The organism is Ruegeria sp. BHSC026, from assembly GCF_059613065.1.
Window position 1 is genome coordinate 114,888 of record NZ_JBXWRV010000001.1, and the last position, 20,064, is coordinate 134,951.

16 protein-coding genes and 2 tRNA genes are annotated in these 20,064 nt (G+C 63.7%); 7 read left to right on the top strand and 11 right to left on the bottom strand.

The features are described from left to right. Nucleotides 1-8: 8 nt before the first annotated feature. Complete coding sequence (locus tag AC2FME_RS00575) at nucleotides 9-1,328, bottom strand: ATP-binding protein (RefSeq protein WP_496799327.1); 1,320 nt, start codon at nucleotides 1,326-1,328, stop codon at nucleotides 9-11. 48 nt (nucleotides 1,329-1,376) lie between these two features. Between AC2FME_RS00575 and AC2FME_RS00580 the strand changes: the two genes are divergently transcribed. The 3 genes from AC2FME_RS00580 (at nucleotide 1,377) to AC2FME_RS00590 (ending at nucleotide 2,650) form a co-directional block, all read left to right on the top strand. Beyond that, complete coding sequence (locus tag AC2FME_RS00580; protein WP_496799328.1) at nucleotides 1,377-2,288, top strand: MBL fold metallo-hydrolase; 912 nt, start codon at nucleotides 1,377-1,379, stop codon at nucleotides 2,286-2,288. Nucleotides 2,289-2,361: 73 nt separating this feature from the next. After that, nucleotides 2,362-2,436, top strand: a tRNA-Asn gene (locus tag AC2FME_RS00585). Between the two features lie 139 nt (nucleotides 2,437-2,575). Next, a tRNA-Asn gene (locus AC2FME_RS00590) sits at nucleotides 2,576-2,650 on the top strand. Between the two features lie 21 nt (nucleotides 2,651-2,671). Here the strand turns inward: AC2FME_RS00590 and AC2FME_RS00595 are convergent. The 5 genes from AC2FME_RS00595 to AC2FME_RS00615 form a co-directional block, all read right to left on the bottom strand. Then, nucleotides 2,672-4,291: a long-chain-fatty-acid--CoA ligase gene (locus AC2FME_RS00595; RefSeq protein WP_496799329.1), complete on the bottom strand. Its 1,620-nt coding sequence runs from the start codon at nucleotides 4,289-4,291 to the stop codon at nucleotides 2,672-2,674. Between the two features lie 175 nt (nucleotides 4,292-4,466). Continuing rightward, complete coding sequence (gene pgi, locus AC2FME_RS00600; RefSeq protein ID WP_496799330.1) at nucleotides 4,467-6,077, bottom strand: glucose-6-phosphate isomerase; 1,611 nt, start codon at nucleotides 6,075-6,077, stop codon at nucleotides 4,467-4,469. Nucleotides 6,078-6,080: 3 nt separating this feature from the next. Next, complete coding sequence (gene pgl, locus AC2FME_RS00605; protein WP_496711400.1) at nucleotides 6,081-6,752, bottom strand: 6-phosphogluconolactonase; 672 nt, start codon at nucleotides 6,750-6,752, stop codon at nucleotides 6,081-6,083. After that, entirely contained in the window at nucleotides 6,749-8,203 is a 1,455-nt protein-coding gene (gene zwf, locus AC2FME_RS00610; protein ID WP_496799331.1) for a glucose-6-phosphate dehydrogenase, read from the bottom strand. Before zwf ends, pgl begins: the two co-directional genes overlap by 4 nt. Nucleotides 8,204-8,521: 318 nt before the next feature. Beyond that, nucleotides 8,522-8,791 carry an usg protein gene (locus tag AC2FME_RS00615; protein ID WP_149774447.1) on the bottom strand — a complete coding sequence of 90 codons (270 nt, stop codon included), beginning with the start codon at nucleotides 8,789-8,791 and terminating at the stop codon, nucleotides 8,522-8,524. Between the two features lie 223 nt (nucleotides 8,792-9,014). Here AC2FME_RS00615 and gyrA point away from each other — a divergent pair, with 223 nt between their 5' ends. Next, nucleotides 9,015-11,714, top strand: coding sequence for a DNA gyrase subunit A (gyrA, locus tag AC2FME_RS00620; protein WP_496799546.1), 2,700 nt, complete (start codon nucleotides 9,015-9,017; stop codon nucleotides 11,712-11,714). A 39-nt stretch (nucleotides 11,715-11,753) separates the two neighbouring features. Here gyrA and yghX read toward each other — a convergent pair whose 3' ends face one another. The 4 genes from yghX to AC2FME_RS00640 form a co-directional block, all read right to left on the bottom strand. Next, nucleotides 11,754-12,650 carry a YghX family hydrolase gene (gene yghX / locus AC2FME_RS00625; protein WP_496799332.1) on the bottom strand — a complete coding sequence of 299 codons (897 nt, stop codon included), beginning with the start codon at nucleotides 12,648-12,650 and terminating at the stop codon, nucleotides 11,754-11,756. A 63-nt stretch (nucleotides 12,651-12,713) separates the two neighbouring features. Then, the gene (locus tag AC2FME_RS00630) at nucleotides 12,714-14,183 is read right to left on the bottom strand and encodes a carboxypeptidase M32 (protein ID WP_496678150.1); all 1,470 of its coding nucleotides are present in this window, start codon (nucleotides 14,181-14,183) and stop codon (nucleotides 12,714-12,716) included. Nucleotides 14,184-14,187: 4 nt separating this feature from the next. Beyond that, nucleotides 14,188-15,333: a heme A synthase gene (gene ctaA, locus AC2FME_RS00635; RefSeq protein WP_496799333.1), complete on the bottom strand. Its 1,146-nt coding sequence runs from the start codon at nucleotides 15,331-15,333 to the stop codon at nucleotides 14,188-14,190. A gap of 60 nt (nucleotides 15,334-15,393) precedes the next feature. Continuing rightward, entirely contained in the window at nucleotides 15,394-16,137 is a 744-nt protein-coding gene (locus AC2FME_RS00640; RefSeq protein WP_496799334.1) for an RNA methyltransferase, read from the bottom strand. A gap of 162 nt (nucleotides 16,138-16,299) precedes the next feature. On the opposite strand from AC2FME_RS00640, the gene AC2FME_RS00645 reads away from it, so the two are divergent. After that, the gene (locus AC2FME_RS00645) at nucleotides 16,300-16,920 is read left to right on the top strand and encodes a thiamine phosphate synthase (RefSeq protein ID WP_496799335.1); all 621 of its coding nucleotides are present in this window, start codon (nucleotides 16,300-16,302) and stop codon (nucleotides 16,918-16,920) included. Here the strand turns inward: AC2FME_RS00645 and AC2FME_RS00650 are convergent. After that, nucleotides 16,917-18,059 (bottom strand): HupE/UreJ family protein, encoded by a 1,143-nt coding sequence (locus AC2FME_RS00650; protein ID WP_496799336.1) that lies wholly within the window; start codon nucleotides 18,057-18,059, stop codon nucleotides 16,917-16,919. The genes AC2FME_RS00645 and AC2FME_RS00650 overlap by 4 nt on opposite strands. A 143-nt stretch (nucleotides 18,060-18,202) precedes the next feature. Between AC2FME_RS00650 and AC2FME_RS00655 the strand changes: the two genes are divergently transcribed. Then, the gene (locus tag AC2FME_RS00655; protein WP_496689109.1) at nucleotides 18,203-19,096 is read left to right on the top strand and encodes a PfkB family carbohydrate kinase; all 894 of its coding nucleotides are present in this window, start codon (nucleotides 18,203-18,205) and stop codon (nucleotides 19,094-19,096) included. Continuing rightward, a complete protein-coding gene (locus AC2FME_RS00660) occupies nucleotides 19,093-20,007 on the top strand; it encodes a pseudouridine-5'-phosphate glycosidase (protein WP_496689111.1) in 915 nt (304 codons plus the stop codon). Before AC2FME_RS00655 ends, AC2FME_RS00660 begins: the two co-directional genes overlap by 4 nt. Nucleotides 20,008-20,064: the final 57 nt, after the last annotated feature.

Genomic DNA, 20,064 nt, shown 5'->3' on the forward strand with positions numbered 1-20,064 from the left:
TTCCCTGTTCATCGTCCGATGATGATATCGGCACACAATCCGCCCAGGCTTTCGCTTTTGCCCAGGCGCAGCACGCCGCCATGGGCGCGGGCCACATCGGCCACGATCGCCAGCCCGAGCCCGACGCCGCTGCCCCGATTCTGGTTGCGCGCCGGGTCAAGACGGCTGAACGGGCGCACCGCCTCGGTGCGCTGGTCCGGCGGAATGCCCGGCCCATCATCTTCGACCCGAATCCGCAGCGATTTGCCAGTCAGGGTGACGCTGACCACGGCCCGCGTCCCATAGCGGACGGCATTGCCGATCAGGTTCTCGACCGCGCGCCGGATGGCAACCGGGCGCAGCTTGACCGCGCCTTCGCCCTCGATGGTCCCAAGGGCGGCATTCTGGCCGGCCCTCTGGGCATCGTCGACGATCTGCCGCACCAGCGCGGCCGGATCGACATCGACGGGGTCGCCCTCGGACACACCCTGCGAGAACTGAAGGAACGCATCCACTAACGACTGCATCTCGGCCACGTCCTGCAAAAGAGGCGCGGCGTCTTCCTCGGGTAGCAGCGACAGGCCCAGCCTGAGCCGCGTCAGAGGCGTGCGCAGGTCATGGCTGACTCCGGACAGGATCAAGGTCCGCTGTTCGATCTGCCGTTCGATGCGAGCGCGCATGTCCAAAAACGCATTGCCCGCGGCGCGCACTTCGACCGCGCCGCCCGGCGAGAACGGCACGACTCGACCCCGCCCGAAGGCCTGCGCCGCCTCGGCCAGCCGGGTAATCGGCCGCAATTGGTTGCGCATGTACAGAAACGACACCGACGTCATGAGCACTGCGAAGAACACCATCGTCACGATCAACTGATGCGGCGCCACGGTCGAAAGACGCCGCCGGTCGAATCGCAATTCGAGCAACCCCAGATCGGTCTGTAGATACAGGGTGGCGGTCTGGCTGTTGGGCAATGAAACCGCCGATAGCTCAGGCAGTTCAACGCGCAGATCCGATTCGACCTGCGGCGCGATAAAATCATACCAGCGGCGCGCCTCGATCGTCGGAGACTCGCTTGGCCCCAGAAACCGGGCCTGCATAGCCAGCCCCTTCAGAAGCGGACGTACCTTGGCGAGGCCTTCGTTCTGTGTTTCCGAGCCCGCCATCGTTTCGAGGACCAGTTGCACCTCGCGCGACGCGGCATGGGTCATCTGTTGCGTCACGTCCTTGAGATGCTCGCGTACGAAGGCGATGGACACGACCAGCAGGACGACCACCACCGGCACCACCAGAATCAGCGCCGCGCGCGCGTACAAGCTGCGCGGCATATAAGGTTTGAGCCAGCGTGCGTTCATGCGCTAAACCTAGCGGGCCGTTCAGACATGCGAAAGAGGCGACGACGGATGACGGACCACGAATTCGACCCGCAGCCCGGACTTCCCGTCCAGCTGCAACCAGGCTTAAGGCGCATCCTGGCCCCGAATCCGTCGCCCATGACCCATCGCGGCACGAACACCTACCTTCTCGGCACCCGCGACGTCGCCGTGATCGACCCCGGCCCACTCGACGAGTCCCATCTTCTGGCCATTCTGGCCGCTTTGTCCCCGGTTCAGCGCATCAGCCACATCATCGTGACGCACAGCCATCTGGACCACTCCCCGCTTGCCGCGCCTCTGGCCAAGCGGACCGGCGCGCCTATTCTGGCCTTCGGCGGCCCCGAGGCCGGTCGCAGCCCGGTCATGGCCCGACTGGCCGCGCAGGGGATGGCCGGCGGCGGCGAAGGCATCGACGCCACGTTCCGCCCCGACATCGAACTGGCCGACGAAGACCGGGTCGAAGGGGACGGCTGGTCGCTGGAGGTGATCCACACGCCGGGCCATCTGGGCAATCACGTCGCCCTGGGATGGGGTGATGTCTGCTTCACCGCCGATCATGTGATGGGATGGGCCAGTTCGCTGGTGTCTCCACCCGACGGAGACCTGACCGACTTCATGGCCTCCTGCCACAAGTTACGAGCCCGGACCTGGTCGGTGTTCCATGCCGGTCACGGTGCGCCGATCACCGATCCCGCAGGCCGGCTGGATTGGCTGATCGGGCACCGGCAATCGCGCGAGGCACAGATACTTGACGCCCTGTCACAGGCACCGGGAACAGCGCGGGAGCTGGCGCGACGAATTTATTCCGACACGCCCCCTGCCCTGCTGCCCGCGGCCGAGCGCAACGTTTTCGCCCATCTGGTCGACCTGACCGGGAAACGGCGCGTTGCCCCGAACAGCGCGCTTGGCATTCAGGCTGAATTCGCCCGGGTCGCCTGACGTCGAAAAAATTCGCACCGACGGCTTTTCCCCTCTGGACCTCGAAAATTCGGGTTGCTATATCCGCCTCAGTTCCGGCGTAGCTCAGCGGTAGAGCAGTTGACTGTTAATCAATTGGTCGTAGGTTCGATCCCTACCGCCGGAGCCAAAATCTCCCCGAAAACGCTTCTAAAATCCGCGTCGTGGCGCGCTTTTGTCGGCGTTCGCGCAACCTGAAAATCGATCAAAAAAATCTTGCTTCGACCTCTGGACGCCGCCGGACCGGGTTGCTATATGGCGCGCACCGTTCCGGCGTAGCTCAGCGGTAGAGCAGTTGACTGTTAATCAATTGGTCGTAGGTTCGATCCCTACCGCCGGAGCCATTTCTCAAAGACCCGCACAAGTCACCCCTTCAGGGCGTCCTTGAACTCGTCCCGCAGTTTGCGTTTCAAAACCTTGCCAGTCGCATTCAGTGGCAGCGCATCGACGAAGACCACTTTGTCCGGCACCTGCCACTTGGCGATCTTGCCGTCGAAAAACTCCAGCAGCTCGGCCTCGGACGGGTCCTCGCCCTCGGCCTTGACGGCCACCAGCAGCGGGCGTTCGTCCCATTTGGGATGCGGCACGCCAATCACCGCCGCGGTGGCCAGTTTCGGGTGCGCTACGGCGATGTTTTCCAGCTCGACCGAGCTGATCCATTCACCGCCCGACTTGATGATGTCCTTGGAGCGGTCGCGGATGGTCATGTAGCCGTCCGGGTCCAGCGTCGCCACATCGCCCGTAGCGAACCAGCCATCCTGCAGAAGCTCTTGGTCCTGCAGCTGGAAATAGCTGTCCAGCACCCAGTGTCCGCGCACCATCAGGTCGCCCTGCGTGACCCCGTCATGCGGCAGGTCGTTGCCATCGTCATCGACGATCTTCAGCTCGACCCCAAAGGGCGGACGGCCCTGATTCTCGCGCAGTTTGTGCTGTTCCTCGATCGGCAGCTTTCGGTGCTTGGCCAGTGGGATGTTGGCGGTGCCGAGCGGGCTCATCTCGCTCATCCCCCAGGCGTGCACGGTGTCGACGCCGTATTTTTCCCGGAAGGTTTCGATCATCGATGGCGGGCAAGCCGCGCCGCCGATTACCGTACGTTCGAGGCTTTCCAGCTTTGTGCCGCATTTGGCGGCATGCGCCAGCAGGCCCTGCCAGATCGTGGGAACCCCCATCGCCAGCGTCACGCCATAGGTGTCGATCAGGTTTACCAGCGCCTCGCCATGCAGGTCCGGCCCGGGCAGCACCATCTGCGAACCGGACATGGCGCAGCCATAGGGTGAGCCCCAGGCGTTGACATGGAACATCGGCACCACCGGCATCACCACGTCCATCGCCGAATACCCAATCACGTCGCGGGTGTTCGACGCAAAGCTGTGCAGAACGGTCGAACGGTGCGAATACAGAACGCCCTTGGGGTGGCCGGTCGTGCCCGAGGTGTAGCACAGGCTCGAGGCTGTGTTTTCATCGAAGACGGGCCATTCGAAATCGGCGTCGCCGGTCTCGATTAACTCGTCATAGAACTCCAGGCCGGGGATCTGCTGCAGCGCGTCCTCGTTGCGCGGCCCCATCAGGACAAAATGCTTCACCTCGGTCAGTTGATCGCGGATCGCGGCAACCAGCGGGAGAAAGGTGGCGTCGAAGAACAGCACCCTGTCTTGCGCGTGGTTGATGATGTAAACCAGCTGTTCGGGGAACAGGCGCGGGTTGATCGTGTGGCAGACGAATCCTGCGCCCGAGGCCGCATAGTAGATCTCAAGATGCCGGCGGTTGTTCCAGGCCAGGGTGCCGATCCGATCCTGCGACTGCAGGCCCAGCTTGGTCAGCGCCGACCCCAAGCGCCGGGCATTGGCAGCGATCTCACCCCAGCTCGTCCGGGTGACGGTTCCATCGGTTTCGACCGACACGATCTCGGTCTGACCATGATAGCGCGCAGCATGATCGATCAGTGACGAAATCAACAGCGGCTGCGTCATCATCTGTCCCAGCATGGACATCCTCCCATTAATCGCGCCGGCTTGATGCGGCGTCTGTTGCGGCCCGGCGGCACGGCGGCGTGGCCGGCCCCGGGGCTTCTCCTCGGGGCCGATCCTGCCAATCATTCAATTGTCTGACAATAAGGAAATGCGACCTGCCGCTGCGGCAGGTCGTCAGATTTGCTGGGCTTCAGCCCCGGTGCCGCAGCGCATAAGCCACAAGTGCGGCGGTCGAGCCGTCCTTGCCCTCGGTGCCCGCATCGCCATCGACGATCGGCCCCAGCGAGGTGGCCAGTTCCTTGCCCAGCTCTACCCCCCACTGGTCGAACGAGTTGATGCCCAACAGCACGCCTTCGACGAAAACCCGGTGCTCATAGAGCGCAATGATCTGGCCCAGAACGAAGGGCGTCAGCTGCGGATAGATCAGCGTGGTCGAGGGCCGGTTGCCCGGAAACACGCGATGCCGGGCCTGACGCTCCAACTCGTCACCCTGCAGTCCCTTCTCGGCCATGCGCGCCCGCGCTTCCTCCAGCGACCGGCCGCGCATCAACGCCTCGGACTGGGCCAGGCAATTGGCCAGCAGCAGACGGTGATGATGGGCCAGCTCGGGCTCGTGCCCTTCGGCGGCCACCATGAATTCGCAAGGGATCACGTCGGTGCCCTGGTGGATCAACTGATAAAACGCGTGCTGCCCGTTTGTGCCAGGCTCACCCCAGACCACCGGTCCCGAAGGCACGCTCAGCGCCGAGCCGTCCATGGCAACCGATTTGCCATTCGATTCCATCTCGAGCTGCTGGAAATAGGCCGGCAACCGCAGCAACCGTTGGTCATAGGGCAACACCGCGCGGCTGACATGGCCCAGCACCTGACGGTGCCAGATGCCCACCAGCGCCAGCATCACCGGCATGTTCTCGACCCAGTCCGCGGCGCGGAAATGCACGTCCATCGCCTGTCCGCCGCGCAGGAACGCGTCAAAGGCGTTCGAGCCCACCGCGATCATCACCGGCAGCCCAACCGGCCCCCAGACCGAATAGCGCCCGCCGACCCAATCTGCAAAGCCGAACACGCGGTCAGACGGGATGCCGAAATCCGCTGTCTTGTCCACGGCGCTGGACACGGCCGCAAACTGCCGCGCCGGGTCGCCCCCGCCGTCCAGCATCCAGGCCCGCGCCGTCCGCGCGTTGGTCATGGTTTCGATGGTTGTAAAGGTCTTGGACGCCACGATCACCAGCGTCCGCGTCGGGTCCAGTTCTCGCAGAGTGTCGGCGATGTGCGCGCCATCCACGTTCGAGACGTAGAGCAGGCGCGGCCCATCGTGATAGGGCGCCAGCGCCAGCGTCGCCATCACCGGCCCAAGGTCCGAACCACCGATGCCGATATTTACCACGTCGGTAATGGTACCCCCTGCCCCCTGGGCCGTTCCGCCCCGGACCTCTTCGGCGAACACGCGCATGCGCTGCAGGGTGTCCAGAACTTCGGGCATGACGTCCTGGCCATCAACCTCGACCGGGCCGCCATCCAGATTGCGCAGCGCCGTATGCAGCACCGCGCGGCCCTCGGTTTCGTTGATCTTGTCGCCCCGGAACATCTCGTCGCGCCGCTCGGCCAGACCAGCCTGATCGCACAGGTCGATCAGCGCCGCGCGGATATCCGCGTCGATCAGGGTTTTCGAATAATCGAACAGCAAATCGCCGGTCGAGGCAGAGAATCTCTGCGCCCGGTCGGGATCCTGCGCGAACAGATCGAGGATTCGGGTGTCTTCCGCCTGCGCGGCAAGGGTTCTGAGTTTGTCGAGCTGCATGTCCTACTCCGCCCAATGTACCGTAATGCCGTCCAGCACCGCCGCAATCGGAGCTTCTTCGGGCGGCAGAGACATGGCCCGCTCCAACGCGTCGCGCTTTTTCGATCCGAAAATTACAAGATGCTTGGACAACGCCCCGTTCAGCACAGGCGCAGTCAGCGTGATGCGCGCCTCGGGCTGCGATTGCGGCCGGGCGACCGCCAGCGGGGGCGCATCCCCGTCCAACGCCGCGTCCAGCCCGGCCATCCCCGGGAACAGCGAGGCCGTGTGCATGTCGTCGCCCATGCCCAGCACCAGAACCGACAGCGGCAGAACCGGGACAATCAGCGCCTCGATCTCGGGCAGGATGTCTTCGGGTGCCTTGCCGGGAATGAACAGCGGCACGAACTCGGCCGCAGCGGCGCGGTTGGTCAACAGACGCTCGCGGATCAGCCGTTCGTTCGACCGGTCGCTGTCGGCCGGAACGCAGCGTTCGTCGGTGGGCAGAACCCGCACGCGGTCCCAGTCCAGGTCGGCCGCACACAGGTTGTCGAAGATCGGGCCGGGCGTGGTACCGCCGGGCACGGCAAAGGCCACGACGTCATTGTGCAGCAGTGCGGCCTCTAGCTCTCCGGCCAACGCATTGGCCACGTCAATGGCCAGCATGTCGCGGTCAGCGTATTCCTGAATGTTCATGGCTTGATCCCCTGCCATTGGCGACCGTCGCGTTTCATCAGCAGCTCGGCGTCGCCGGGGCCGGTGCTGCCGCTGTCATAAGGTTTGGGAACGTCGCCGCGCGCCTGCCATCCGGCGATGATCGGGTCGGTCCAAGCCCAGGCGGCCTCGACCTCGTCGCCGCGCATGAACAGGGTCTGGTTGCCGCGGATCACGTCCATCACCAAGCGCTCATAGGCGTCGGGGGCCTGATGGTTCTCAGGCCCCAGTGCCTCGGCAAAGCTCATGTCCAATGGGACGTCGATCAGGCGCATGCCACCCTGTCCCGGCTCTTTGATCGTGACCTTCAGCGTGATGCCTTCGTTCGGTTGCAGGCGGATCGACAGCGTGTTGGCATGCCGCCCGGCCGCAGCCCCGAAGATTGAGTGCGGGGCGTCCTTGAAGATCACGTTGATCACCGAGGACCGCGCCACCAGCCGCTTGCCGGTGCGCAAATAGAACGGTGTGCCCGCCCACCGCCAATTGCTGACATGCGCCCGCAGCGCCACATAGCTTTCGGTCGTCGAACGCGGATTGCCCACCGCCTCGCGATAGCCCGGCCCGTCGGGGCCACCGATATACTGCCCGCGAACGATGTGATGCGGCTGCACCGGGTCCAGCGCGCGGATCACCTTGAGCTTTTCGTCCCGCACAGCGTCCGAATCGAACTTGGCGGGCGGCTCCATCGCGATCAGGCACAGAAGCTGCATCAGGTGGTTCTGCACCATGTCGCGCATGGCGCCGGCACGCTCATAGTACTCCTCGCGCCCGTCCACGCCCACGGTTTCGGCGACGGTGATCTGGATGTGGTCGACATACTGGCTGTTCCACAGCGGTTCAAACAGCATGTTTCCGAACCGGACGGCCATCAGGTTCTGGACCGTCTCCTTTCCCAGGTAATGGTCGATCCGATAGATCTGATTCTCGTTGAAATAGGCAGCCAGCGTGGCGTTCAGCGCGCGTGCGCTGTCCAGATCGTGACCGAACGGCTTTTCCACCACGATGCGCGTCTGCGGGGTGGCCAGCCCATGCTGCCGGATCCGCTCGGCCAGCGGTCCGAACAGGCTGGGCCCGACAGAGAAATAAAAAGCCCGGATCCGATCGTCGGTCAGCTTGCGCGCCAGAACGTCCCAACCGGAATCGGCCCCGGCGTCCAGTTGCACATAGTCCAAGCGTTGCAGGAACCCGCTGCGCAGGTCGACCTGCCCTGCGTGTTCTGGCACGAATTCGGCCAGTGACCGCGCGACGATCGCACGAAAAGCGTCGGAATCATAATCCGACCGCGCCGCCGCGATAATGCGGACGCTTTCATGCCATTGCCCGGCACAGTAGCGGCGGAACAAGGCCGGCAGGATCTTGCGCTGTGCAAGGTCGCCGGTGCCGCCGAAGATGACCAGATCGAACGGATCGACAGGTATGACGCGTGAAACCATGAAGCGTCCTTAACCCGCCCACACGCACATGTCCAATGTTAGCGCAATCATTTCCCCGACCGTTCTGAAACGTCCGGATGAAAATCCGTGTTCAATCAAACTTCTGTCGGAATCGCAGTGTTGCAGAGGCGCGTGAAGCCAAAAAACGCTGAAATTGCAGGTTCCGCCAGAATTGAAATCGCCTTTTCCGAGCAGGCCAAGGAAAACAATCAATACCGCTACAAGCCGTCGAAACGTCAGGCAAGTCCCGGTCAGCCCCGTTTTATCTGGGGCCAGCCCCCAAGAGCGCCAAGGCACAGGCTCTTGCAGCTACCGCGCCTAGTTCAGCCGGTATTCACCTACGACATTCTGCCACTCGCCGGGGGCAATCATCTTGCGGTGGGTGAAGCGGACCGAATGCAGCGGCCCCTCGATCTCGCGCTGCCAGAATTCGATGAACTTGAACAGCTTGGGATGATCCGGCGCCAGGTCGTAGTCCTGCCAGATGAACGTGTTCAGGACATGGATATAGTCGGGCATGCGATAGAAGAATTCCGCCGTCGTCAGGCCGTACCCTTTCAGCATCAGTTCGGTTTCGGTTTGCTTCATTCAGACCTCCAATTTCTCAAAAGGTCTCTTCAGCCTAGCATGATTCTCATTCAAATTTCATTAAAACAACATGTTAAGAGATCCGAGCCCGAGATTCGCGCGGCATCTGCGCTGCTTGCTTGCACCTTATGTGCCGGGTCTGATAAGATGCATCCACAAGATATAGACCCAGCACAAAAAACGGGCAGTTTACGTGAGCGATACGCCAGAAATCCCCGAAAACATGGATGAAACCCCGCCCGAGCGCCCGGTTTACGACGGCCCGACGGTATCCATCGAATCCGAGATGCGTACGTCCTATCTGGACTATGCCATGTCGGTCATCGTGTCCCGTGCGATCCCCGATCTGCGCGACGGTTTGAAACCGGTGCATCGGCGCATCCTCTACGCGATGCACGAGACCGGGAACACCCATGACAAACCCTATCGCAAGTCGGCTCGTCCAGTGGGCGATGTGATGGGTAAGTACCACCCCCACGGTGACAGCGCGATCTATGACGCGTTGGTGCGGATGGCGCAGGATTTCTCAATGTCGCTGCCGCTGCTGGACGGCCAAGGCAACTTCGGCTCGATGGACGGCGACAACCCGGCGGCCATGCGCTACACCGAGGTCCGCATGGACAAGCCCGCCGCCGCCCTGCTGGCGGATATCGAGAAAGAGACGGTCGATTTCCAGGACAACTACGACGGCAAGGACAAGGAACCCACCGTCCTGCCCGCGCGGTTCCCGAACATGCTGGTCAACGGCGCCGGCGGTATCGCGGTGGGGATGGCGACGAACATCCCGCCGCACAACCTGGGCGAAGTGGTCGACGCGACGTTGGCGCTGATCGAAGACCCGGACCTGACCAGCGAACAGCTGATCGAATACATCCCCGGCCCTGATTTCCCAACCGGCGGCGTGATGCTGGGCCGGTCCGGCGCGCGCAAGGCGTATCTGGAGGGCCGCGGCAGCGTCATCATCCGCGCCAAGACCCGCGTCGAGGAGTTGCGCAAGGATCGCTATGCCATCATCGTGGACGAGATCCCCTATCAGGTGAACAAGGCCTCGATGATCGAGAAAATCGCCGAAGCCGTGCGCGAAAAGCGCATCGAAGGTGTCAGCCATGTTCAGGACGAATCCGACCGCAACGGCGTGCGGGTGGTGGTCGAGCTGAAACGCGACGCAACGCCCGAGGTGGTGCTGAATCAGCTGTACCGGTTCACGCCGATGCAGACCTCGTTCGGCTGCAACATGCTGGCACTGAACGGCGGCCGCCCCGAGCAGCTGACCCTGCGCCGTTTCCTGACCAGCTTCATCGACTTCCGCGAAGATGTCGTTGCCCGCCGCACCGCCTACGACCTGCGCAAGGCGCGGGAACGCAGCCATATCCTGTGCGGTCTGGCCGTGGCGGTCTCGAACGTGGACGAGGTCGTTGCCACGATCCGGTCCTCGGCCGATGCGGCCGAGGCGCGCGAAAAGCTGATGACCCGCCGCTGGCCCGCAGCCGAGATCGAGAGCTATCTGCGGCTGATCGACGATCCGCTGTCCAAGATGAACGACGACGGCACCTACAACCTGACCGAAGTTCAGGCCCGCGCCATCCTTGATCTACGCCTGCAACGCCTGACCCAGATCGGCGTCAAAGAGGTGACGGACGAGCTGGAAGACCTGGCCGCCAAGATCAAGGAATACCTGGATATCCTGTCCTCGCGCGAACGCATCATGGGCATCATCGCCGACGAATTGCGCGAAGTGAAAGAGAACTTTGCCGTTCCGCGCCGCACCGAGATCGTCGACTGGTCGGGCGACATGGAGGACGAAGACCTGATCGAACGCGAAGACATGGTCGTGACCGTGACTTCGGGTGGCTATATCAAGCGCACCCCGCTGGCCGATTTCCGCGCGCAAAAGCGCGGCGGCAAGGGGCTGTCGGGCATGCAGACGAAGGAAGAGGACGTGGTCACCACCCTCTTCGTGGCCAACACGCATACCCAGCTGTTGTTCTTCACCACCGACGGGATGGTCTACAAGCTCAAGACCTGGCGCCTGCCCCAGTCGGGGCGCACCGGCAAGGGTAAGGCGATCGTCAACATCCTGCCGATTCCCACTGGCGTTTCGATTGCGGCGATCATGCCGGTCGACGTGCCGGATGAAGAATGGGAAAACCTCCAGATCGTCTTCGCCACCAGCGCCGGCGACGTGCGCCGCAACGCGCTGAGCGACTTCACCAACGTCAAGCGCAACGGCAAGATCGCGATGGACCTGCCCGAAGGCGTGGAACTCGTCAACGCACGCATCTGCTCGGACGATGACGATGTTATGCTGGTCACCAATTCCGGCCGGGCGATCCGTTTCCCCACGACCGACGTGCGGGTGTTCAAGGGACGAAAATCGACCGGCGTGCGCGGCATCCGGCTGAACCCGGGCGACCGCGTGGTCTCGATGTCGGTTATCCGCCATTTCGAGGCCACCCCGGACGAGCGCGCCGCCTATCTGAAGATGCGTCGCCTGATGGCCGGCGTGACCGACGATACTGAGACCGACGAGGATGGCGGCAATGCTGACAGCATCCTGCCGCAGGAACGCTATGCCGAGATGTCGGCGGCCGAGAACCTGATCCTGACCATCACGGCCAAGGGATCGGGCAAGCTCAGCTCGTCGCATGACTATCCGGTGCGCGGCCGTGGCGGCATGGGCGTGACGGCGATGGACAAGGCGATGCGGGGCGGCCCGCTGGTGGCCTCGTTCCCGGTCGAAATCGACGACCAGATCATGCTGGCCACCTCCAAGGGGCAGTCGATCCGGGTCCCGGTCGACGGCATCTCGTTCCGGTCCCGCAGCGCCGGAGGGGTCAAGGTGTTCAACACCGGCAAGGGTGAAGAGGTCGTCAGTGTCGCCCGGATCGCCGATCAGGGTGATGACGAAGGCTCCGCAGAATGAACAACAAAGACCCGGCTCCAATCGGAGCCGGTTTTTTTGTTAACTAAGGTAGTTTTCGAAAAACACCAGCGTCCGCTTCCAGGCGAGGGTCGCAGACGCGTCGTCGTAGCGCGGCGTCGTGTCGTTGTGGAAGCCGTGGTTCACGTTCGGGTAGAAATGGACGCTGAACTTTTTCTGATTGGCTTTCAAGGCCTCGGAATAGGCGGGCCAGCCTGCGTTGATCCTGTCATCCAAACCGGCGTAGTGGATCATCAGCGGTGCTTGAATCGCCGGAACATCCTCGGCCGGTGGTTGGCGACCATAGAAGGGAACCGACGCCGCCAAATCGGGATACGCAACAGCCAAAGCGTTGCACACGCCGCCGCCATAGCAGAACCCAACCGCCCCGACCTTTCCGGTTGATCCCGGGTGATCCCGCAAAAATTCGAACGCCGCAAAAAAATCCGACATCAGCTTTCCCGCATCCATCGACTTTTGCATCTCCCGCCCTTGTTCATCCGTACCGGGATAACCGCCCAAAGGCCTCAGCCCGTCGGGCGCGAAGGCTAGGAACCCGGATTTCCCAAGGCGGCGCGCAACATCTTCGATATAAGGATTGAGCCCGCGGTTTTCATGCACGACCAGCACCGCTGGCAATGGACCTTCCGCGGCGGAGGGGCGCACCATGAGCCCGCCTGTTCCCTCATGTCCGTCAGGGCTTTCGAATTCGACAATTGCGGTTTCGATATCGGGATCGTCCGGCGCAACCTGCTGCGCCCAGGCATAGTTGGGCTGCAACTGCTCCAGGATCATCGCTCCCGTGACCCCGGCGGCCGTGTACCGCCCGGCTTTCGCGATGAATTCCCGTTTTGTCATCTTGCCGTGAACATAACCGTCGAAGATCTCTAGGATTCGAGGGTCAAAATCACTGGCTTTCTTTCGGGCAGTTCCTGTCATTGGCTGGTCCTCCGCAATGGCAACGCCAATACCAGCTTAACCGTTCACCCCGGATCAAGAAACTTACAAGTCGTAGAGTTCGCCAAATTTCTCTTCAAGATAGTCCAGCAGTGGCTCGGGGCTCGGCTCCTGACCGCTGGCCCGCTGGATCACCTCGCGGGGTGCGTACAGACCGCCATGCTGCTGAACATGCTCGCGCAGCCAGCCGGTCGCAGCAGTGGTATCGCCCTGCGCCAGTTGATCATCCAGACCTGGAACTGCCGCCCGCAGGGATTGGTACAGACAGCCTGCGTACACATTGCCCAGCGAATAGGTCGGGAAGTAGCCAAACAGGCCGACCGACCAATGCACGTCCTGCAAGCACCCGTTCGACGGCTTGTCGACCGCATAGCCGAAATCAGCGTGGAAGCGGTCGTTCCACGCGGCTTCGAGGTCCTGAACCTGCAGATCGCCCGACATCAAGGCGCGTTCCAGATCGAACCGCAGCATGACGTGCAAATTGTACTGAACTTCGTCCGCTTCAGTGCGGATGTATCCGTTGTGCACCCGGTTTACGGCGGCATAGAACGCATCTTCATCCGCGATGCCGAAATCACCGAAGGTGTCCGTCATCTGCCGGAACAACCAGCCAGTGAAGGCGCGCGAGCGGCCCAGCTGATTTTCATAGATGCGGCTTTGGCTTTCATGAACGCCCATCGACACGCCCTGGCCGAGCGGTGTCAGAGCGTAAGCCGGGTCGATGCCCTGCTCATAGCAGGCGTGCCCGACCTCGTGAATGGTCGAGTAGAAGCAGTTGAAAGGGTCGGTTTCGCTGGTACGGGTGGTGACGCGCACGTCGTCGCCGCTGCCCGAACAGAACGGGTGTACGGCCTTGTCCACCCGCCCCCGTTTCAGGTCGTACCCGAAAGTGACCGCCAGCTTTTGCGTCAGCTTCATCTGGGCCGCTTCGTCGAACGTTCCGGTCACGCCCGCAGGGGACGGCCGGTCCAGCACAGCCGCGCGCAACGCAACCAGACGCGGGCGCATGGCGTCGAAGATGTCGGCGATCTGGGCGGCTGTCGTGTACGGCTCATAGTCCTCGACCAGCGCGTCATAGACATCGCCGCCCTGGGCCAGAGCCGCGCCTTCTTCGCGTTTCAGCGCCACGACCTCCTCGAGAACCGGCAGAAACGCGGGCACGTCCTCGTCGGCGCGGGCCTGTGCCCACTTGCCCTGCGCGGCCGAGGTCACGCGGGCGATGGCCGTGGCCAGATCAGCAGGCACTTTGATCGTGCGCTCGTAAGTGCGGCGGATTTCGCGCAGCTGCGCCTGGCCGACCTCGGTGTCGGCATGGGCGTTCTCCAGCCACTCAGCCACACGCGGATCCGAACGGCGCGCGTGCAGGACGGCTTCGATCGCAGCCATTTCCTCGGCACGCTGGTTGACGGCGCCGCGCGGCATGACAGTCTCCTGATCCCAGCCCAGGCGGCCTGAAATCTGCGCCAGCGCCTCGGTCTCGCGCTGAAAGGCCATCAGGTCATTGAATGCACTCATTGGGTCAAGCTCCGCGCAGCGAGGTTGCGATGGGATAAGCGGTCAGGAACCGGGCGCGCAGGATCAGGGTCCAGACGACCACGGCCATGAACTGGTGGACGATGGCGATCTGCCAGGGCGCGCCGTAGACCACGGTGAGGATGCCCACGACCACTTGCAGCGACAGCGCCGCGAACATGGCGTTGAAGGCGAACCGGGTCTGCGGGTGGGCGCTGCTGCTGCCGCGCCGCCAGACGAAGATTCCGAAGGCGAACAATGCATAGCCCACGCAGCGGTGGATGAACTGCACCAGCCCCGGGCTTTCGAAGAAGTTGCGCCACAACGGGTCCAGCGCGGTGGCGTCCGGCGGCAGCAGTTGCCCGCCGATCAGCGGCCAGTCGGTATAGGACCGGCCGGCGTCGATGCCAGCCACCAATGCGCCGATCAGGATCTGCAGAAAGGCAAAGTGCAGCAGCCCGGTCGACAGGGAGGACAGCCGCGCCTCTTTCGCGCGGCGGGCTTGCATCAGGTCGCGTTCCTCGCGCCCTAGCATGAAGATGTACCAGGCCAGAAAGCCCAGGATCACGAACGCAAGGCCAAGATGGGTGGCCAGACGATAACTGGCAACCGCGGTCATCCCCTCGCCCTGCGTCACCCCCGAGGCCACCATCCACCAACCGACAGCGCCTTGAACGCCGCCCAGCAGTCCTGGGATCACAAGGCGCCCGGTCCAGCCTGCGGGGATCTTGCGCAGCACCAGAAAGCCAAAGAAGCCAAGCGCCCAGACAAGACCGATCACCCGGCCCAGCTGCCGGTGGCCCCATTCCCACCAGTAGATGGTCTTGAAGTCATCCAGCTCCATCCACTGGTTCATGATCCGCCACTGGTCGATCTGTTTGTACTTGTCGAACTCGGCCTGCCAGTCCGCCTCCGACATCGGCGGGATCGCCCCAGTGACCGGGCGCCATTCGGTGATCGACAGGCCGCTGTCGGTCAGGCGGGTCAGCCCGCCCACCGCGATCATCACGACGACAAGTGCGAACAGGATCATAAGCCAGGTACGGATGGCCTTGCGCGCGCCACCCCGGCCGCGGTCGATCATGCCGGGCTGGACCATTTCCTGCTTTTGTTCACCCGAGACTTCTTCGAAGATGCTGCGCTTGCCGCTCATGCCGTCCTCATGTCCTTGATTTTCCCGCAAGCTAGGGCCAGTGCCCGCGAAGGTCCAGCCTCAGCCCTTGTCCTTCCAGCGGACCATCTGACGCATGATCCCGTGCAGCATCTGCACATCGGCCCGCGTCATGCGCATGCGCGACCACAGGTTGCGCAGGTTCACCTTCATCCCTTCGGCCTTTTCCGGAGGGTAGAAGAACCCGGCCTCCTCCAGCCGCTGCTCGTAATGCTCGGCCAGTTTCTCGACCTCGATGCCGGTGGCCCAGTCGCCTTTGCCCAGATCGGTGGCCTCGTGCACCACCTCGCCGGTCTGGCGCATCCACTCATAGGCGGTCAGCAACACGCACTGCCCCAGGTTCAGCGAGGCGTATTCGGGGTTCACAGGCACCGAGATGATCGCATTGGCCTTGGCGATGTCTTCATTCTCCAAACCGGCCCGCTCAGGCCCGAACAGCACGGCCACCTTTTCGCCCGCCGCCACCTTTTGGGCCGCGATCTGCATGGCGCGCTCGGGGCTGTAGACGGGTTTGGTCAGGCCGCGCTGACGGGCGGTGGTGGCGAAAACGTATGTGCGGTCGCCCAACGCGCCGGCCAGATCGTCGAACAGCTGCGCCTCGTCCAGCAGCCGCCCGGCACCGCTTGACATGGCCACGGCCTTGGGGTTGGGCCAGCCGTCGCGCGGGGCGACGATGCGCATCCGGTCCAGACCGAAATTCCACATCGCCCTCGCGGCGGCACCGATGTTTTCGCCCATCTGCGGGCGGACGAGCACGAATGAGGGCTGGGGTCTGTCGCTGAGCATTCTGATCTCCGAAAGTTGCGCCTGCCATACTGCCGCCGCTGGCACAGGGCAAGCCCGGCCGCCCTGCCCGATTGCAAATCACGCGGTCTGCGGGCAATAAAGTTTGCTTCCCCGCCGCAATCGGCTAAACCGCGCCAAAGACCAACCGCGAAGGATCCGCCAATGGACACCCCCGAGCAGCCTCAGATCTATCTGATCACCCCGCCGACCATCGACCCGGCCACCTTCCCCGACCGGCTGGCCCGCGTTCTGGACGGGACCGAGATCGCCTGCATCCGGCTGGCGCTGGCCGGCAGCGACGAGGACGCCATCGCCCGCGCGGCCGACGCCTGCCGCGAGGTGGCCCATGCGCGCGACGTAGCGCTGGTGATCTCGAACCATGTCCTGCTGGCGCAACGGCTGGGGCTGGACGGGGTGCATCTGGACGATGCGGCCCGCTCGGTCCGGGCCGCGCGCAAGGAGTTGGGGGCGGATGCCATCGTAGGCAGCTTCTGCGGAACCTCGCGCCATGACGGGATGACCGCGGGCGAAGCCGGGGCCGACTATGTGGCCTTCGGACCCGTGGGAGATATGTCTCTGGGCAAAGGAGCCCGCGCGGAACGCGACCTGTTCCAATGGTGGTCCGAGATGATCGAGGTTCCGGTGGTCGCCGAAGGCGGCCTGACCCCCGAGTTGGTGGCCGACCTCGCGCCCTGCACCGATTTTTTCGGGGTCGGTGACGAGATCTGGGGCGACGACGACCCGCTGCGCGCGCTCGACACCCTGCTGGCGCCGATGCGCTAGAGCGGCAGGACCGGCAGCGCGACCCAGTAGAGACCCAGACCCGCCAGCATCAGCGATGCGACAGTCGAAATGCGTCCCCGCAACCGGGGTACATCGGGCAGCAACACGGTCACTGCGGCATATGCAAGTCCGGCGACACCCCCGATTCCCAGCAAGACCCCGCCCGAATAGCCCAGCAGGGCCGGCACGACGTGAAGGGGTGGAACCCCCAACCGGATCAGTTCGTGCGACAGGCCCAAGCCAAGTATCGCGCCGGTCACGAAGACGGCCCCCAACCGCAACGCTCCGGCCCGCGACCCGATCAGATTCCATGTCGCCAGAATGACGACGGCCCCGGCGACCGCCAGCCAATACGCCTCGTCCCCGAACCGAAGCAGGCGGGACAATCCCAGCGGCTGCGCCAACAGAACACCCAGCGCCAGGGCGGCGAATTGCGCCAGAAGGGGGCGCACCCGCAGGTTTAGAAAAACCAGCACCAAGGCCAATGCCAGAACTTGCCCCTTGTCTTGCCAAACCCGTGCTACGCCGTGCCGAAAGAAGGTCTCGGCGGTCTGTCGTGGCCCCATCCCTGCCCCGCCGCGCAAGGGAATGGCGGGGCTGGTCTCGCCCCCCTCCAGCAACCCGGTATAGGGTGCGTCGACGCCCGTCTGCCTGAGAACTACCGGGCCGAACCCGGCAGGCCAAGTCAGGCGCACCTCGGTCGCCCCGGGCGGCAATGTACCGACCAGCAACACCCGAGACAGCCTGGGTTTGTCGAAATCGCCCACCACAGGAATACGCGCACCCTCGTAGGACAGTTCGACCGGGCCGTTCACATCGATCGTCAGAGCGTTTTTCCACACCGCCACACGCGCGTGCAGCAAAGGTTCCAATTCCGAGGAAGGCAAGCGGCGCAACCGTGCATAGTCGGCGCTGCCGCCCCCCTGCGCCACGGTCTGCGGGTCAAGCCCGGCCAGCAACGCCTCGGCATTCAGGATGATTTCCACAAGCACCCGGTCGCCTTTGACCTGAAACTCCACGACGAACCGGCCTGCGCCTTGCGCCGCAACCGGCCCGGCCAGAACAAGAAAAGCACAAAGGTAACGGGTAGGCCGAAAATGGTGCCAAAGAACCGCCAGCAAGCGAATGATCAAAACCATCCCGAAGGATCCAGAAATAAATCTAAGCACTGGCCCCGAGTGTTTCCGGGATACAGGCGTTTGACAAGCCCGATTGGTCAGGGCGGCCCGTTTCCGCACCCTTCCGGCTTGCGCCCATGGCGACCCTGCGGCATGACGAGGTCATGACTCGGAATTCTGACATCCTGTGTATCGGGTCCGTCCTGTGGGACGTGATCGGGCGATCCGCCAGCCACATGCGGCAGGGTTCGGATGTGCCCGGCCGCATCACGCGCCTGCCCGGTGGCGTGGCGATGAACATCGCCATGACGCTTGTGCGCTTCGGCATGACACCGACCCTTTTGACCGCCATCGGCAGCGACCCCGAGGGCGACGAGCTGGTTCACGCCTGCAAGCGGCTGGGCATGGACACGACCCATGTCTACCGCTCGCAAGACCTGCCCACCGACCGTTACATGGCGGTCGAAGGCGCAAACGGCCTGATCGCCGCCATCGCCGACGCCCATTCTCTCGAGGCTGCCGGTGCCAAGATCCTGCGCCCGCTGATCCATGGCCCGCTGGGGTATGAAAACACCCCGTTCGAGGGCCAGATCGCGCTGGACGGCAACCTGACTCTGGACCTTCTGGAAGAAATCGCCGTCAGCCCGGCCTTCGCCCGTGCCGACCTGCGCGTGGCCCCGGCGTCGCCCGGCAAGGCCGAGCGGCTGCTGCCTTTCCTCAAGCACGGCCGGGCCACGCTGTATGTGAACCTCGAGGAAGCCGGGCTGCTGTGCCAGCGCGAGTTTGCCGATTCCGAAACCGCCGCCCGCGCGCTGCTGGACAGGGGCGCGCTGCGTGCGCTGGTGACCGACGGGGGCAACTCGGCCACCGTGGCCAGTGCCGAAGCGGTGATCACCCAGAAACCCCCGTCGGTTCTGGTCACGCGCGTGACCGGCGCAGGCGATACGTTCATGGCGGCCCATATCGCCGCCGAAGCCAATGGCGCGAGGATCGACGAGGCGCTGACCCGCGCCTTGCATGCCGCCGCAACCTATGTATCCGGAGAGACCCCCCTGTGATCGACATCCAGTATTCCGCCGAAGTGCGCGCGGCCAAGGACGACGAAACCCCCATCGTTGCCCTGGAAAGCACCATCATCACCCACGGCATGCCCTACCCGCAGAACATCGAGGTGGCGGCCCAGGTCGAGCAGGACATCCGCGACGCGGGTGCCGTTCCTGCCACGATCGCAGTGATTGACGGCCGGCTGCATGTGGGGCTGGAACCCGATCAGCTGAAGGATCTGGGACAGGCGCAGGGTGTGGCCAAGATCTCGCGCGCGGACATGGCGGCCTGCATCGCTTCGGGCGGCACCGGGGCCACCACCGTGGCCGCCACGATGATCGCCGCCCATTTTGCGGGGATCGAGGTCTTTGCCACCGGCGGCATCGGCGGGGTGCACCGTGGTGCGGAAACCAGCTTTGACATCTCGGCCGACCTGCACGAACTGGCGCAGACCCCGGTCACGGTCGTGGCCGCCGGGGCCAAGGCGATCCTTGATCTGGCTAAAACGCTCGAGGTACTGGAAACGCTGGGCGTGCCGGTCATCGCCCATGGGCAGGATGAATTCCCGGCTTTTTGGTCGGCCAAGTCGCCCTTTGCCGCGCCCCTGCGGATGGATACGGCCGAGCAGATCGCCAAGGCCCATGCGACGCGCCGCGCGCTGGGTCTGCCCGGCGGGCAACTGGTGGCTAACCCGATCCCGCAGGCCGATCAGATCCCATCCGAGGAACTGGACCCGATTATCGCCTCGGCGCAGCAGGACGCTGAAGCACACCGCATCACCGGCAAAGCCGTCACGCCCTATCTGCTGCAGCGCATCTACGAGCGGACCGAGGGCCGATCCCTGATCGCCAACATCGCCCTGGTGCGCAACAATGCGCGCCTTGCGGCTGGCATCGCCAAGGCTTTGAAGGCTCAGGCGGACTGAACGCCAATCGGACCTATTGTACCAAGGCGCCGGACTGATTAACTATCCGGCAAACCG

Excerpts from the sequence above, each read along its gene's own strand:
- pgl (WP_496711400.1), bottom strand. The coding sequence starts at position 6,752 with ATGAACATTCAGGAATACGCTGACCGCGACATGCTGGCCATTGACGTG.
- yghX (WP_496799332.1), bottom strand. The coding sequence starts at position 12,650 with ATGACAGGAACTGCCCGAAAGAAAGCCAGTGATTTTGACCCTCGAATC.
- pgi (WP_496799330.1), bottom strand. The coding sequence starts at position 6,077 with ATGCAGCTCGACAAACTCAGAACCCTTGCCGCGCAGGCGGAAGACACC.
- ctaA (WP_496799333.1), bottom strand. The coding sequence starts at position 15,333 with ATGAGCGGCAAGCGCAGCATCTTCGAAGAAGTCTCGGGTGAACAAAAG.
- AC2FME_RS00580 (WP_496799328.1), top strand. The coding sequence starts at position 1,377 with ATGACGGACCACGAATTCGACCCGCAGCCCGGACTTCCCGTCCAGCTG.
- AC2FME_RS00645 (WP_496799335.1), top strand. The coding sequence starts at position 16,300 with ATGGACACCCCCGAGCAGCCTCAGATCTATCTGATCACCCCGCCGACC.
- AC2FME_RS00655 (WP_496689109.1), top strand. The coding sequence starts at position 18,203 with ATGACTCGGAATTCTGACATCCTGTGTATCGGGTCCGTCCTGTGGGAC.
- AC2FME_RS00640 (WP_496799334.1), bottom strand. The coding sequence starts at position 16,137 with ATGCTCAGCGACAGACCCCAGCCCTCATTCGTGCTCGTCCGCCCGCAG.
- zwf (WP_496799331.1), bottom strand. The coding sequence starts at position 8,203 with ATGGTTTCACGCGTCATACCTGTCGATCCGTTCGATCTGGTCATCTTC.
- AC2FME_RS00615 (WP_149774447.1), bottom strand. The coding sequence starts at position 8,791 with ATGAAGCAAACCGAAACCGAACTGATGCTGAAAGGGTACGGCCTGACG.
- gyrA (WP_496799546.1), top strand. The coding sequence starts at position 9,015 with ATGGATGAAACCCCGCCCGAGCGCCCGGTTTACGACGGCCCGACGGTA.
- AC2FME_RS00595 (WP_496799329.1), bottom strand. The coding sequence starts at position 4,291 with ATGCTGGGACAGATGATGACGCAGCCGCTGTTGATTTCGTCACTGATC.
- AC2FME_RS00575 (WP_496799327.1), bottom strand. The coding sequence starts at position 1,328 with ATGAACGCACGCTGGCTCAAACCTTATATGCCGCGCAGCTTGTACGCG.
- AC2FME_RS00650 (WP_496799336.1), bottom strand. The coding sequence starts at position 18,059 with ATGGTTTTGATCATTCGCTTGCTGGCGGTTCTTTGGCACCATTTTCGG.
- AC2FME_RS00630 (WP_496678150.1), bottom strand. The coding sequence starts at position 14,183 with ATGAGTGCATTCAATGACCTGATGGCCTTTCAGCGCGAGACCGAGGCG.